The following is a 13470-nucleotide window of genomic DNA, read 5'->3' as shown; positions in this document are numbered from 1 at the left end:
ATTAAAAAACCTATGACCATGAATTGGATTGAAGAGTTAAATGTGATCTACCAAAAGCTAGGCGCTGTTGGTTTTGAAGAAGTAAAAAAAGAGATCTTAAAAGCCCAGATGAGCGGGCATAACGGAGAAACCTACTACCTTGTTCTCCAGCAGTTAATCATGATTAAGAAGGATAGAGTACAGATCTACGAACTGATCAAAGGTGAAGTAGAGAATATTATCCACTTCAGCAAGCACATGATTCACCTGAATTAATTTCTGTCAGCCAGTTCCTCTTTTAAGCTTTGCGCTTTGAAATAAATGGGTGCACTATCCGGTATTTTCAGCAACCATTCAAGGCAAAGTTGTTTATTGCCCTCTTTCAGATAGCTCAGGGCTATATAGAATGCGGCGTTATACTGGTAGGGTGAAGTCCCCGCAAATACGATCCCCAGATCCTTCCGGGCCCTGTTCAGTTCTCCCAGTTCAAGCAGGCTGACTCCTTTGTAATAGCGCGCCGGGGCGTGCGAGGAATCCTTTGCCAATAGCTGATCCAATAGCTGGATGGTATGGGTGAAATGACCGTGGTTAAAACTCATGGCTGCTTCGTGCAGAAGGAGGGCGGTATCGGCTTCCTGGCCTTCCCTGTGTATATGCTCCATCTCTGTACCGGAAAACTGTCTGTATACATCCTTGTGCCAGGGGCTCAGGAACAGCAGACCGGCCAGACCGGCGGCTATAATAGCGGTGACGATGACGTAGATACTGATCTTTGTATTTGGGTTGCCTTTGGTATGAAACCAGCGTTCCCGCTGATCAGCGAGCATCTCTTCCAGTTCTTCGCGTGTATTGTCATTGTCCTGGATGTTTCCCGACCAGGCCAGTGCTTCCTCCACGTATTTCATATGCACAGCATCCAACCCTGGGGAAGGCGCTACCGGATGGAAAGAAGACCCCTTGTTGGGCGTTTTTTCCATCAGTTCCTGTTTCCACTTTAGCTGGCAGGCATATAAAAAGAATGGCTCGAAATGATTAGTGAGCAAAAGTTTGTGATGACGGGCGTAGTTGTATATGGCCAGTAACACCTCTTCAAATACGTTGGCTGCTTCCTTTATATTACCTCCCCAACCAATTACCATGTGCTTTACCTTTCGGGAATAGCGCTTGTAAATGGCATCTACAATAGCAGGGGAGCTGTCCAGCAAACCATCTATATATTCGTCGTCATTATTTATAATCCGGCTGGATACCATAAAATCTTTCCTATGGGATAAAATTAAAAGTAATCAAGGTCAATAGACAAAAATATCTATTACAATGGTTATGCCGGATTTAAAAAATGTTGAATATAAAGGATGAGCGGTTTATTATGCTGTGTCTTATTAATGCATATCGTGTTATTTGTGTATCTTTTATAGAGAACTGAGCATTTGGGTGCCATTTCTCTGCATTGTTGCGTCTGGTCATCAAAAATTCCCGTATCTGGAAAAAATTCCATCAGGCAAGTTCAGGATGAAGTGAAAAGAGGAGTTTACCGAGGACCTGCCTGAGGGCAGCCGCATCTGAGTCTCCGATGATGGCTGTATATTCAGCCTGTATTTCTTCGAAGGTTTCAAATGCGGCTATCAGCAGTTTCTTGCCATTATCAGTTAGTGATATGAGAATGGCCCTGTTGTCGACGGCATGTTTCGTAGTAGAAATATATCCTTCTGATTCCAGGTACTTGACCACTTTGCTCATCGCCTGTTTGGTGATTCTTGCTTTCTTGGCCAGTTCATTGTTTATAATACCTTCTGGTTGAATATTGATAAATACTACCAGATCTCCCAGCTTAAAATTGTTATATCCTTTCTGTTGTAACTTTTCTACTATTCTACAGTCCATGTCCTTTTTCAACAATCCCAATAGTCTGGTCAGACTTCGTTTCCGTTGTGCCAGATGCAGCGCTACCTGCTCATCCAGTGAACTGTTCATTAGCTGTTTGTTTTCAGGGGTGTTACTTATTGGTTCAGCCGGTTACTATCCAGCTGCGTATGCGTTCGTTTCTAATCCCAACCTTATATAATTGCCAGCGTACGGCAGAAGGTGTTTGCTTTCATTTATTGAAGACTGAACGTGCAATACCCATTTCCAATCCCCGTAGTTCGGCAAGGCCCCGCAGTCGCCCAATCGCACTATAACCCGGATTGGTGTGTTTCTGCAGGTCATCCAGCATCTGGTGACCATGATCCGGTCGCATTGGGATGCTCACATTGCGCTTATGCATTACGGCGAGGATATTCCTGACCACTGCATACATATCCACATCGCCTTCGAGGTGATTGGCTTCATGGAAGTTGCCAATGCTGTCACGCTGTGTGCTGCGGAGGTGAATGAAATGAATATGTTCTCCCAGTCTTTCCACCATGCCTGGCAGGTCATTGTCTGCACGTACACCGTAAGAACCGGTGCAGAAACAGAGACCATTCGCCGCGTAAGGGGCTGCCTGCAGCAGTTCGCGTGCATCCTGTTCGGTGCTCACTATACGGGGCAGACCTAAAATAGGGAAGGGAGGATCGTCCGGATGGATGGCCAGTTTGATTCCTACTTCTTCTGCAACTGGTGCTATCTGTTGTAAGAAATAGAACAGGTGCAGCTTCAGCTGAGTAGCATCGATGCCTTTATATTTATCCAGGGCTTCCTGGAATTGCTGTAAAGAAAAACTTTCTTCAGAACCAGGTAAACCGGCTATGATGTTGCGTTGCAGCAGGGTCTTTTCTGCATCGGTCATACTATCAAAGCGCTCCTTAGCCATCGAGATGTCAGCAGGATCGTAATCATTCTCAGCTCCGGGACGTTGCAGCATGAATAGATCGAAGGCCATGAAGGCTGCTTTTTCAAACCTTAATGCTTTAGAACCATCTTCCACGGTATAAGCAAGGTCAGTACGTGTCCAGTCCAGCACTGGCATAAAATTGTAGGTAACTACATAAATGCCACATTCTGCCAGATTACGCAACGACTGTTGGTAATGCTGGATGTATGTTTTGAAATCGCCACTTTGTGTTTTTATATCTTCATGTACAGGCACACTTTCTACTACGGACCAGGTCAGACCTGCCGCTTCGATGAGCGCTTTCCTTTCCAGGATCTCTTCTTTAGCCCATACTTCGCCATTTGGAACGTGGTGCAATGCCGTTACTATTCCGGTGGCCCCGGCTTGTTTGATATCAGCCAGGCTCACCGGGTCTTTCGGCCCGAACCAACGCCATGTCTGTTCCATTCTTAACATACGCATATACAGGTTTAAATGTCAAAAATAGGACTTCCAGCCATAATTAATAAAGAAGTAATGATGTTTTTATACACTATACAAGAAGAATGATTATAATATCCATCACATTCGTCTGTGTAGGCCCGGTAATCAGCAGTCCGCCGGCCTTTTGAAAAAAAGGATACGCATCCTGTTTATCCAGATGTTCCTGAGCATTCTTACCGATTTGCATAATCGCAGCATCGACAATGGCGCCCGCAGCATCTGTAGGACCATCAGTACCGTCGGTGCCTGCACTTAATAAAGTAATGCCTTCGGCTTCTCCCAGCGCAATGCCTGCCGCCAGCGCGAGTTGCTGGTTGCGTCCACCCAGGCCGTTACCAGTTACGGTGACAGTGCTTTCACCACCAGCCAGCAGACAGGTGGGCCTCTTACCCTTCCATTCTTTTGCCTGGGCAACCAGCGATTGTGCAATGGTGATTGCATCACCTGTCAATGTCGATGTGAGAATGTGTGTATCATATCCCAGTTGTGTGGCTGTGTGGACCGCAGCTTCCAGGGCTATACGGTTCGTGCCTGCGAGGAAAGTATAAGTGTGTGCAAAATGTGGATGCCCGGGTTTGGGCGTATCTGCTATTATTCCTGTGCAGCCTCTTTCCAGGTGTAAATAGATAGAAAGGGGCAGCAGCTCGGTGAGCTTGTATTTTTCCACCACCGCCATAGCATCTGCAAATGTGGAAGGATCAGGTACGGTAGGTCCCGAACCGATTACATGGAGATCATCGCCCACTACATCACTGAGAACAATGGTGCAGAGTGCGGGTGTATTTGTGAGGAGTGCGAGTTGTCCGCCTTTTACACCGGAGAGGTGTTTGCGTATGGTATTCATTTCGTGAATATCTGCGCCGCTTTTTAGCAAAAGATCAAATACGGATTGGACTTCCTGTAGCGTAACTCCGGGCGGATGATCTGCGAGTAGTGCAGATGCGCCACCGGATAACAGGAATAACACGATATCATCTGCCTGTACACCGGTGATCATTTCTGTCATTTGCAGTGTAGCAGCTACGCCATTTTCATCTGGAATAGGATGACCGGCTGTAGCAAGGGTGATATGTTGTAATGGTAATTCATGTCCGTATTTGGTGATCACCATGCCCTGTAACTGACAGTCAGAGAGTGCTGTTTCTACAGCATGTGCCATGGCAGCAGCTGCTTTCCCTGCACCAAATATCCATACAGGCCTGCCTGCGGTACGTGGAAATGATTTGCCGCAAATGGTGATTGTATCCGCATTATGTTGTATACATTGTTGTATTAACGTTGCCGGTTGTACGGCATTGATCGCGGAATTAAAAATGGAAATTGCATCAGTATTCATATTGAAAAAAAATAAGGATGCTTCTGAGCATCCTTATCCATTTTTATTTTGTTGGGTATTGTAAGTAACTAGTTGTTGTGCTTCTGTTGTTTCTTATCCATACGTGCTTCCATCTGTTCTTTCTTCTTCATTTCCCAGTCGTTCCATTTCTTGTATTGCTCTGGTGTAAGTACTGATTTGAAGCGTTGGCTACGTTCTTCATTGAGTGCTTTCACCTGTTGCATTTTATCTTTCTTTGCAAGAGATGTATTATTTTTGAGCGCATCCAGGCGACGGCTAATGTCAGTGTTGATAGCATGAATATCTGCATCCTGCTTGTGCGTAAGATTCAAACGGCGATCGAGCTTAACACTCATTTTGTCTGCTTTTTCGTCAGCACTCCAGCGAACACGTTTACCTGTGCTGTCAACAGCATTTGTACGTTTATTCTGCGCCATACTATTTGCATGAACGCTTAAGAACAGGCACATCAGCAAACTACTTATGCAGATCATGTATCTTTTCATAAAAAGGAGATTGATTCGTCTTGTTAAATATAGTCATTTACCGCAATATTAATACCAATCATATAAAATATAGTGGGGACCAAAATTCATTTATTTATTTTAACAAATGAACAACATTATACACCGTCTATAGTAAGTGCCGATAATAATCCGATACCAAATCTAAACCGCTAAAAACCAATAGAAAAAGATGATTAAAACCCGTATCTACCTTCCCTTAAAAAGGGAGGCCCGTACGATGACCGGGAAAAGGCTGGCTGGCTTATGCCTGTTATTAGGCAGCCTGTTTGCCACTGGTCAGCTCAGGGCGCAACAGACGTTTCCTGTGAATGGTGTGGCTGATCCGAGAGAAGGCTGTTATGCCTTTACCAAAGCCACTATCGTTAAAAGTGCAGGGAATGTGTTAACCAATGCAACTTTAGTGATCCGGAATGGACGCATTGTCAGTGCAGGCACTGGCGCCATCCCTGCCGATGCAGTAGTGATCGATTGCGCCGGCAAGTTCATCTACCCTTCTTTTGTAGATGCCTACAGCGATTATGGGACACAAGCGGTAAAGAAAAGTAATGTAAGCCGTCGTGATGATCCTCAGTTTATCTCTACTACCAAAGGGGCTTACGGCTGGAACCAGGCCATTAAAAGCGAAGTAAATGCAGCAGCAGTTTTCAGTACCGATGCTGCCACCGCTGCTACCCTGCGCGAAGCCGGTTTTGGTACCGTACTTACACATCAGCAGGATGGTATTGCAAGAGGTACCGGCGTACTGGTAACATTGGCAGATGGCAGAGAAAACAAAGCCATCATTAAAGAAAAAGCAAGTACCCAGTATTCATTTGACAAAGGGAGTTCTACTCAGAACTATCCCGGTTCACTGATGGGATCTATTGCCTTACTGCGCCAGACTTATCTCGATGCGCAGTGGTATCGCTCACGTCCTGAAAAAGAAGGCGTGAACCTGTCCTTACAGGCATGGAATGACAACCAGTCCCTGCCCCAGATCTTTGAAGTGAATGATAAATGGGATGCACTGAGAGCCGATAAGATCGGAGATGAGTTTGGCGTGCAATACATCATCAGGGCAAGTGGTAACGAGTACCAGCGCATACCTGAAATGATTGCTTCCAAAGCATCTTTCATCCTGCCTGTTTCTTTCCCGTTGCCAATAGATGTGGAAGATCCGGAAGATGCACGCTTTGTTGCACTTAGTGAAATGAAGCACTGGGAAATGGCCCCTTCAGAGCCTGCTGCTTTTGAAAAAGCAAACATTCCTTTCTGTATCACAGCCGATGGGCTGAAAGATGTGAAGCAGTTTTTAGCCAGTGTACGCAAAGCCATAGAATATGGTTTGACCGAACAGAAAGCACTGGATGCAGTGACACTCGCACCTGCTAAACTGCTGAAAGCAGAGGACCAGGTGGGTTCACTGGATGCCGGTAAACTGGCCAACTTCCTCATTACATCAGGTAATATCTTCAATGAAAATACTGTCATTTATCAGAACTGGGTACAGGGTAAGAAATACAGTATCAAAGACGATAACTGGAAAGATGTAAGAGGTACCTATACCCTGACTGTTACCCCAGGCAATGCTACCTATACCGTGCTGGTAAAAGGTACTCCCAGTGCACCAGCGTTATCCTTATTATCCACTGATACCGTCGGTGGTTCACTCGGCTTTACCGGCGACCTGGTAAAAGTAGCGTTCCCTGTGAAGAAAGGCAGTGCACAACTACGCCTCACCGGTATTACAGATGGCAATGGATGGAGTGGTACTGGTGTGGATACCAGTGGTAATAACATTCACTGGCAGGCAGTATTGAAAGCGCCATTTGCGGGTACTGATTCGATGAAAGCAAAACCACAACCATTCATTGGCAATAACTATTTTCCATTCAATGGATATGGTTGGGAAACAATACCTGCACAGCAGGATATCCTTATCAAAAACGCTACTGTATGGACGAATGAACAGGATGGTAAACTGGAAAATACAGACGTGCTGATTCGCAATGGTAAGATTGCACAGATCGGTAAGAACCTTGTTGCCGGTAGCGCTAAGGTGATAGATGGTACAGGCAAACACCTGACAGCAGGTATCATTGATGAGCACTCTCACATCGCCATTTCAAGAGGTGTGAATGAAGGTACTCAATCAGTTACTGCAGAAGTACGTATTGCTGATGTAGTCAATCCTGATGATGTGAACATCTATCGTCAGCTGAGTGGTGGTGTGACAGCATCTCACCTGTTGCACGGTTCTGCGAATACCATCGGTGGTCAGTCACAATTGATCAAACTGCGTTGGGGCGCAGACGCCGAAGCGTTGAAATTTGCGGGTGCTGATCCATTCATCAAGTTTGCACTGGGCGAAAACGTGAAGCAATCCAACTGGGGAGATAGACAAAGAGAGCGTTTCCCACAAACCCGTATGGGGGTAGAACAGTTACTGACGGATGCATTTACCCGCGCACTGGATTATGAAAAACTGGGTGCGGACAAGCGCAAAGATCTGGAACTGGAAACCCTGTTAGAGATCATCCACAGCAAGCGTTTCGTGACCTGCCACTCTTATGTACAGAGCGAAATTAATATGCTGATGCATGTGGCGGATACTTTCCATTTCCATATCAACACCTTTACACATATTCTGGAAGGCTATAAGGTAGCTGACAAGATGAAGGCACATGGCGCCGGTGCAGGCACCTTTGCCGACTGGTGGGCGTATAAGATGGAAGTACAGGATGCGATCCCTTACAATGCAACCATCATGCAACGTGTAGGTCTCACCGTAGCTATCAACTCAGACGATGCTGAAATGGCCCGCCGCCTGAACCAGGAAGCCGCCAAGAGCATCAAGTATGGTGATATGACCGAGGAGGAAGCCCTGAAACTGGTGACCCTGAATCCTGCCAAACTGCTGCACGTAGCAGATAAAACAGGTAGTATCAAGGCGGGTAAAGATGCTGACCTCGTACTGTGGAACGATGACCCACTGAGCATTTATGCAAAAGCAGATAAGACCATCGTGGATGGTATTGTATACTTCGACAGGGAGAAAGACAAAGAACTCCGTCAGCGCATCAGTTCAGAGCGTAACCGCCTGATCCGCAAAATGCTGGCAGAGAAGAAAAAAGGAACGCCTACACAGAAAGCGGCTCCTGCTGAAGAAGAGAACTATCATTGCGAAGACCTGCAGGCAGGTCACCAGCATAGTTTGTTGGGTGATGAAAATGGTAACAATTAAAACATTGATGGATGAAATACCTGATTCTATTATATATTTCAATCACCGGCTCTCTGGCGGCCATGGCACAGGAAACGATTTATCCTGCCGGCAAGCAGCAGGAGACCGTAGTACTGACCAATGCTACCATACATGTAGGCAATGGGCAGGTTATTGAAAAAGGCGTACTGACCTTTTCCAATGGCAAGATCACGGCGGTGGGCACTTCCGTAGCTACACCTGCAGCAGGAAAAGTGATTGACCTGCAAGGGAAACACGTATATCCCGGCATCATCGCTCCGGTAACGAACCTGGGTCTGACAGAAGTGGAAGCAGTAAGATCTACCAACGACTTCAAGGAAGTAGGGGAGATAGATCCTTCTGTGCGTGCACTGGTCGCTTATAATACCGACTCCAAAGTAATTAATACCATTCGTGCCAACGGTATTCTGCTGGCACAGGTGACACCGGAAGGTGGTTTGATTTCCGGCTCATCTTCTGTTGTTCAACTGGATGCCTGGAACTGGGAAGATGCTGCTTACCGTAAAGATGGTGCATTGCATTTCTACATGCCCAGCCTTTTGCCTCCCCCTGCTCCGCCAAAGGACAGACCGGCTCCTCCTTCCACCAGGATCAAAGATGCTACAGAGAAGATTGACCAGGTACGTGCTTTCTTCAGAGACGCAAAAGTATACCTGGCACAGAGTAAGCATGGGGAGACCAACCTGAAGTTTGAAGCGGTACGCCGCCTTTTCTCAAAAGATGAGAAGCTGTTTATACACTGTGATATTGTGAAAGAAATGCTGGTGGCGGTGGATTTTGCCAAAGAGTTCGGATTCGATGTGGTGATTGTAGGCGGGGCAGATGCATGGCGCATAGCGGATATCCTGAAACAAAATAACATAGCAGTTGTGCTGAAGCAACCACACGCCCTGCCCGTAATGCAGGATGATGATGTGGACCAGCCTTATAAACTGGCTTACCAGCTGCAGCAGGCAGGGGTATTATTTTGTCTGAGCAATGAAGGTTTCTGGCAGCAGCGTAACCTGCCTTTTGAAGCAGGTACCGCCAGTGCATATGGCTTAAGTAAGGAAGAAGCCCTGAGTGCAGTGACTATCAATGCCGCAAAGATCTTAGGGATTGATAAGGTGACCGGGACCCTGGAAACAGGGAAAGATGCGAATATCACCATCAGTACCGGCGATATTATGGATATGCGGTCCAGTGTAATTACACAGGCGTTTATTCAGGGAAGAGAGATCAGCCTGGATAATAAGCATAAGCAGCTGTATGAAAGATACAAGTTCAAGTATGGTTTGAAGTAAATTTAGTTTTCTGGCCTGTTATTAAAAATCGCTTTTGTCACCAGACAAAAGCGATTTTTTTTGAGGCTGGTATGATTTTTACTGCTACTCCCTTATAAACCATATATATGGGAGCAATTATGAAAAGAGATGACGCCATCAAGAAGGTCACGGAAATGATCAATGACGTTGGCGTATGCATGCTCACAAACATCGATGAGCATGGCCAGGTCATATCGCGACCAATGGCGACAGCTGATGTGGATAAAGAAGGAAATGTGTGGTTCTTCTCCAACGAGTACTCGGGAAAAATTACCCAGATCTCTGAAAACAATGAACTGAACCTCATTTATGCACATCCGGGTCACAACACTTACCTGAATATCTTCGGTATTGGCAGCATTGTTATTGACAAAGAAAAAATGAAACAGCTCTGGACACCAGCAGTAAAAGCCTGGTTCCCGGACGGCATTGATGATCCAAAACTCTGCCTGTTAAGAGTAGATACCAAGCAGGCCTGGTACTGGGACAACTCTTCCAGCAAAATGATCATCTTTTTTAACATGCTGACTGCAATTATCAGGGGAAAGCAATTCGAAGACGGGGACACCGGAGAACTCAATCTGGACTAAGACAAACAATCGTAAACGGCCCTCATTTGCCAACACTTTACAGCGTATATAAACCAGTGGTCAGACTTTAGATTGTCCGACCACCGGGGATTTTTTTATTTAACAATAACCAGGTAGTAGTTCCTTCTCCCTTTCTGGAACAGAATATACTTACCCGCCAGCAGGAGAGAGCTATCTACTACTGCAGCCAGGTCTTCTACTTTCTTTTTATTGATGCTTACACCACCGCCCTGGAGCATTTTGCGGGCTTCTCCTTTACTTGGGAAGATGCCTTTTTCAGCAGCAAAGGAGATGACGTCTTTTCCTTCCTGCAGTTCTGCCAGGGTCGTTTCTACCTGTGGTACGCCATTCATAACATCCAGCAACTGCTCATCCGTGAGCGATTGCAGTATCTCGGCCGTATCGTTGCGGAATAGCAGTTCAGAAGCCTGCAAAGCGAACTCATAGTCCTTTTCACTGTGGATAAAAGTGGTCACTTCTTTTGCCAGTCTCTTCTGCAGCAGCCGCTGCTCAGGTTTTTCCCTGTGCTGAGCGATGAGTTCTTCTATTTCCGCCTTGTCCAGCAGGGTGAAGATCCTGATATAGTTCTCGGCGTCTTCGTCAGTCGCTTTCAGCCAGAATTGATAGAACTGGTATGGAGAGGTGAGGCGGGCATCCAGCCATACGTTACCGCCTTCAGATTTACCGAATTTAGTACCGTCTGACTTTTTCATCAGTGGACAGGTAAAGGCAAATGCCTCACCATTGGCTTTCCGTCTTACCAGTTCGGTACCGGTTACGATATTGCCCCACTGGTCGGAACCGCCCATTTGCAGTTTACAGTTCCTGGTAGTATACAGGTGGAAAAAGTCGTATCCCTGAATCAGCTGGTAAGAAAACTCCGTGAAGGACATACCGCTGTCGCCCTCGATTCTTCTTTTTACAGAATCTTTGGCCATCATATAGTTTACAGTGATGTGCTTACCTACATCACGGATAAAATCCAGGAAGCTGATGTTCTGAAACCAGTCGAAGTTATTGACCATTTCAGCAGCATTAGGTTTGGAAGGATCAAAGTCCAGGAACTTTTCCAGCTGGGCCTTAATACCTGCCTGGTTATGTTTGAGGGTATCAAGATCGAGCATTTTCCTTTCGGCCGCCTTAAAAGAAGGATCTCCCACCATACCGGTGGCACCGCCTACCAGCGCCAATGGCTTGTGGCCAGCCCGCTGCAGGTGTACCAGCAACAGGATTGGAACAAGGCTACCTACGTGCAGAGAATCTGCGGTAGGATCGAAACCCACATAGGCAGTGGTCATCTCTTTCTGTAATTGTTCCTCGGTGCCGGGCATAATATCCTGCAACATTCCCCGCCATCTTAATTCTTCTATCAGGTTCATGATTTATTGGGATAATTTTTGCAAACGTAAGAAATTAACCAGAAATTAGGCAGTCGCAAACGGTATTGCTTTTGCCCTACAACCCGGAACCAGGGTAAATACGTACATTCATGTGATAAAATAATAGCATATATCTCGCAGTATGAAGAAAAAAATGTTTTTTGCTGCGCCATTAATATTGGCAGCACAATTATTATACGGTCAGCAACAGGATTGTAAGAGCTACTACTTTCTGCAGAACAACGCGGAAGTGGAAATGAGCATTTATGACGGCAAGGGCGAACTGGTGGCTAAGAATATCGAGAAGGTATTGAATGTCAACAGAACGGCCAATGTGATCAGCTCCAACTTCTCTACTACGCTGAAGGATACAAAAGGCAAAGACCTTTCCACCGGGAAGGGTAAATTTAAATGCACCGGCTCCGAAATACTGCTGGATATGCAAATGGCGATGCCCAACATTCCTCAGCTTCAGAATATGAAGATGGAAGCAGGTAGTGACGAGATTTTCCTTTCTTATCCTGCAACCCTGAAAGAAGGGCAGACCCTGCCTGGTAATGAAAAGGAAATGAGGGGAAATATGAATGGTATGGAGATCAGCATGACCCTGAAGGTGAGCGACCGTAAAGTAGTGGGAAAGGGAAAGATCACGACCTCTGCCGGTACCTGGGAGTGCTTTAAGATCTCTTATAAACTGGGATTCACTGTGCAGATGATGGGAACGAACTTCCCGATGGACCTGGATGTAAATGCGACTGAATGGTTTGCGCCGGGGTTCGGGATTGTAAAAACGGATACTGAGAGAGGAGGTTCGACACTGGGGAGTATGCAGATCACGGCCTTTAAGAAATAACACATTCATCAAAGAGGTTATTCACCAACGGGGAATGAAAACCATTTTCAGAAAGAAAAGTGGGTGTATCTAACTTTTGATACACCCACTTTTCTTTATAGATGTTTCAGGCATACCGCCAGACTTTCTCTCCAATAAGGAATTTCCAGTCCGAAGGTATCCTTGATCTTTTGCTTGTTGAAAACGCTGTAAGCCGGGCGTTTGGCAGCAGTTGGATACTTATCAGAAGTAACCGGCTGAATATTGCAGCTCAGGCCACTCATATCCCTGATGGCAATGGCAAAGTCGTACCAGCTGGTCACGCCTTCGTTGCTGTAATGATATACACCACCTAAAGTACCGGGTGCATCGATCGCTTTGCTCAGTACTGACAGTAATGCCTGCGCCAGATCTACGGCATAGGTAGGCGTGCCTGCCTGGTCAAATACTACGTTCAGGCTATCCTTTTCCTGCATCAGCTCACGCATGCGCTTTACGAAGTTCACACCATACTGGCTGTATAACCATGCTGTGCGGATCACGATGGTATCTTCATTAATACCCAGCGCTGTCGCTTCACCACGTAGTTTGGAACTACCATAAATACTTTGTGCATCCGTACCGTCTTCTTCTGTATAAGGGGTATTTTTTTTACCGTCAAATACATAGTCAGTAGATATCTGGATAAATCTTGCATTGTGTGCCTGGCAAGCGTTAGCCAGGTGCATGACCGCTTCGAAGTTCAATCTGAAAGCCTGTTCTTCTTCTGATTCAGCTTTGTCTACCGCTGTATAGGCAGCACAGTTGATGCAGGCATGGATTTCCTGCTGAGAGAAGAATGCGGTTACTGCTTCTTCATTTGTTATATCCAGCTCTGTATAGTCTGTATATAAAAAACTGAAGGCTGGATAATCTCCTGCTATTTGCTTCAAAGCCTGTCCTAGCTGCCCATTGGCGCCGGTGATCAGCACTGTTTTCATA

General features: G+C 46.0%; 12 protein-coding genes. 5 read left to right on the top strand and 7 right to left on the bottom strand.

Features of this window, described 5'->3' with window-relative positions; genetic code table 11:
- Positions 1–18: 18 nt before the first annotated feature.
- Positions 19–255, top strand: coding sequence for a hypothetical protein (locus BW716_RS04035; RefSeq protein ID WP_143708711.1), 237 nt, complete (start codon positions 19–21; stop codon positions 253–255).
- Here BW716_RS04035 and BW716_RS04030 read toward each other — a convergent pair.
- From BW716_RS04030 to BW716_RS04010, 5 genes are all read right to left on the bottom strand, one after another.
- Positions 252–1232, bottom strand: coding sequence for a tol-pal system YbgF family protein (locus tag BW716_RS04030; protein ID WP_083721207.1), 981 nt, complete (start codon positions 1230–1232; stop codon positions 252–254). The genes BW716_RS04035 and BW716_RS04030 overlap by 4 nt on opposite strands.
- 244 nt (positions 1233–1476) lie before the next feature.
- On the bottom strand, positions 1477–1953 hold the full coding sequence (locus BW716_RS04025) for a MarR family winged helix-turn-helix transcriptional regulator (protein WP_083721205.1): 477 nt from the start codon (positions 1951–1953) through the stop codon (positions 1477–1479).
- Between the two features lie 121 nt (positions 1954–2074).
- Positions 2075–3250, bottom strand: coding sequence for a mannonate dehydratase (uxuA, locus tag BW716_RS04020; protein WP_083721272.1), 1176 nt, complete (start codon positions 3248–3250; stop codon positions 2075–2077).
- A gap of 76 nt (positions 3251–3326) precedes the next feature.
- A complete protein-coding gene (locus tag BW716_RS04015; protein ID WP_083721203.1) occupies positions 3327–4613 on the bottom strand; it encodes a glycerate kinase in 1287 nt (428 codons plus the stop codon).
- A gap of 68 nt (positions 4614–4681) precedes the next feature.
- On the bottom strand, positions 4682–5119 hold the full coding sequence (locus BW716_RS04010) for a hypothetical protein (protein ID WP_143708710.1): 438 nt from the start codon (positions 5117–5119) through the stop codon (positions 4682–4684).
- A gap of 190 nt (positions 5120–5309) precedes the next feature.
- Between BW716_RS04010 and BW716_RS04005 the strand changes: the two genes are divergently transcribed.
- The 3 genes from BW716_RS04005 to BW716_RS03995 all read left to right on the top strand — a co-directional run bounded on the left by BW716_RS04005 (position 5310) and on the right by BW716_RS03995 (position 10278).
- Positions 5310–8363, top strand: coding sequence for an amidohydrolase family protein (locus tag BW716_RS04005; RefSeq protein WP_235643457.1), 3054 nt, complete (start codon positions 5310–5312; stop codon positions 8361–8363).
- A gap of 11 nt (positions 8364–8374) precedes the next feature.
- Entirely contained in the window at positions 8375–9667 is a 1293-nt protein-coding gene (locus tag BW716_RS04000) for an amidohydrolase family protein (protein WP_083721199.1), read from the top strand.
- A 107-nt stretch (positions 9668–9774) separates the two neighbouring features.
- Complete coding sequence (locus BW716_RS03995; RefSeq protein WP_083721197.1) at positions 9775–10278, top strand: pyridoxamine 5'-phosphate oxidase family protein; 504 nt, start codon at positions 9775–9777, stop codon at positions 10276–10278.
- A 95-nt stretch (positions 10279–10373) separates the two neighbouring features.
- On the opposite strand, the gene tyrS is transcribed toward BW716_RS03995, so the two are convergent.
- Positions 10374–11657, bottom strand: coding sequence for a tyrosine--tRNA ligase (tyrS, locus tag BW716_RS03990; protein WP_083721195.1), 1284 nt, complete (start codon positions 11655–11657; stop codon positions 10374–10376).
- Between the two features lie 142 nt (positions 11658–11799).
- Between tyrS and BW716_RS03985 the strand changes: the two genes are divergently transcribed.
- The gene (locus BW716_RS03985) at positions 11800–12510 is read left to right on the top strand and encodes a hypothetical protein (protein ID WP_083721192.1); all 711 of its coding nucleotides are present in this window, start codon (positions 11800–11802) and stop codon (positions 12508–12510) included.
- Positions 12511–12605: 95 nt separating this feature from the next.
- On the opposite strand, the gene rfbD is transcribed toward BW716_RS03985, so the two are convergent.
- Positions 12606–13469, bottom strand: a complete 864-nt coding sequence (gene rfbD / locus BW716_RS03980) for a dTDP-4-dehydrorhamnose reductase (protein WP_083721190.1) — start codon at positions 13467–13469, stop codon at positions 12606–12608.
- Position 13470: the final 1 nt, after the last annotated feature.

The sequence above is a fragment of the [Flexibacter] sp. ATCC 35208 genome (assembly GCF_001975825.1).
Taxonomy (GTDB): domain Bacteria; phylum Bacteroidota; class Bacteroidia; order Chitinophagales; family Chitinophagaceae; genus Chitinophaga.
Note: the sequence above shows the minus strand (reverse complement) of the source record. Positions and strands in the feature narration are given on the sequence as shown.

Bases quoted from the DNA above. Each gene is read 5' to 3' on its own strand.
- BW716_RS04010 (WP_143708710.1), bottom strand. From the start codon at position 5,119: ATGAAAAGATACATGATCTGCATAAGTAGTTTGCTGATGTGCCTGTTC.
- tyrS (WP_083721195.1), bottom strand. From the start codon at position 11,657: ATGAACCTGATAGAAGAATTAAGATGGCGGGGAATGTTGCAGGATATT.
- BW716_RS03995 (WP_083721197.1), top strand. From the start codon at position 9,775: ATGGGAGCAATTATGAAAAGAGATGACGCCATCAAGAAGGTCACGGAA.
- uxuA (WP_083721272.1), bottom strand. From the start codon at position 3,250: ATGTTAAGAATGGAACAGACATGGCGTTGGTTCGGGCCGAAAGACCCG.
- BW716_RS04015 (WP_083721203.1), bottom strand. From the start codon at position 4,613: ATGAATACTGATGCAATTTCCATTTTTAATTCCGCGATCAATGCCGTA.
- BW716_RS04035 (WP_143708711.1), top strand. From the start codon at position 19: ATGAATTGGATTGAAGAGTTAAATGTGATCTACCAAAAGCTAGGCGCT.
- BW716_RS04000 (WP_083721199.1), top strand. From the start codon at position 8,375: ATGAAATACCTGATTCTATTATATATTTCAATCACCGGCTCTCTGGCG.
- BW716_RS04030 (WP_083721207.1), bottom strand. From the start codon at position 1,232: ATGGTATCCAGCCGGATTATAAATAATGACGACGAATATATAGATGGT.
- BW716_RS03985 (WP_083721192.1), top strand. From the start codon at position 11,800: ATGAAGAAAAAAATGTTTTTTGCTGCGCCATTAATATTGGCAGCACAA.
- BW716_RS04025 (WP_083721205.1), bottom strand. From the start codon at position 1,953: ATGAACAGTTCACTGGATGAGCAGGTAGCGCTGCATCTGGCACAACGG.
- rfbD (WP_083721190.1), bottom strand. From the start codon at position 13,469: ATGAAAACAGTGCTGATCACCGGCGCCAATGGGCAGCTAGGACAGGCT.
- BW716_RS04005 (WP_235643457.1), top strand. From the start codon at position 5,310: ATGATTAAAACCCGTATCTACCTTCCCTTAAAAAGGGAGGCCCGTACG.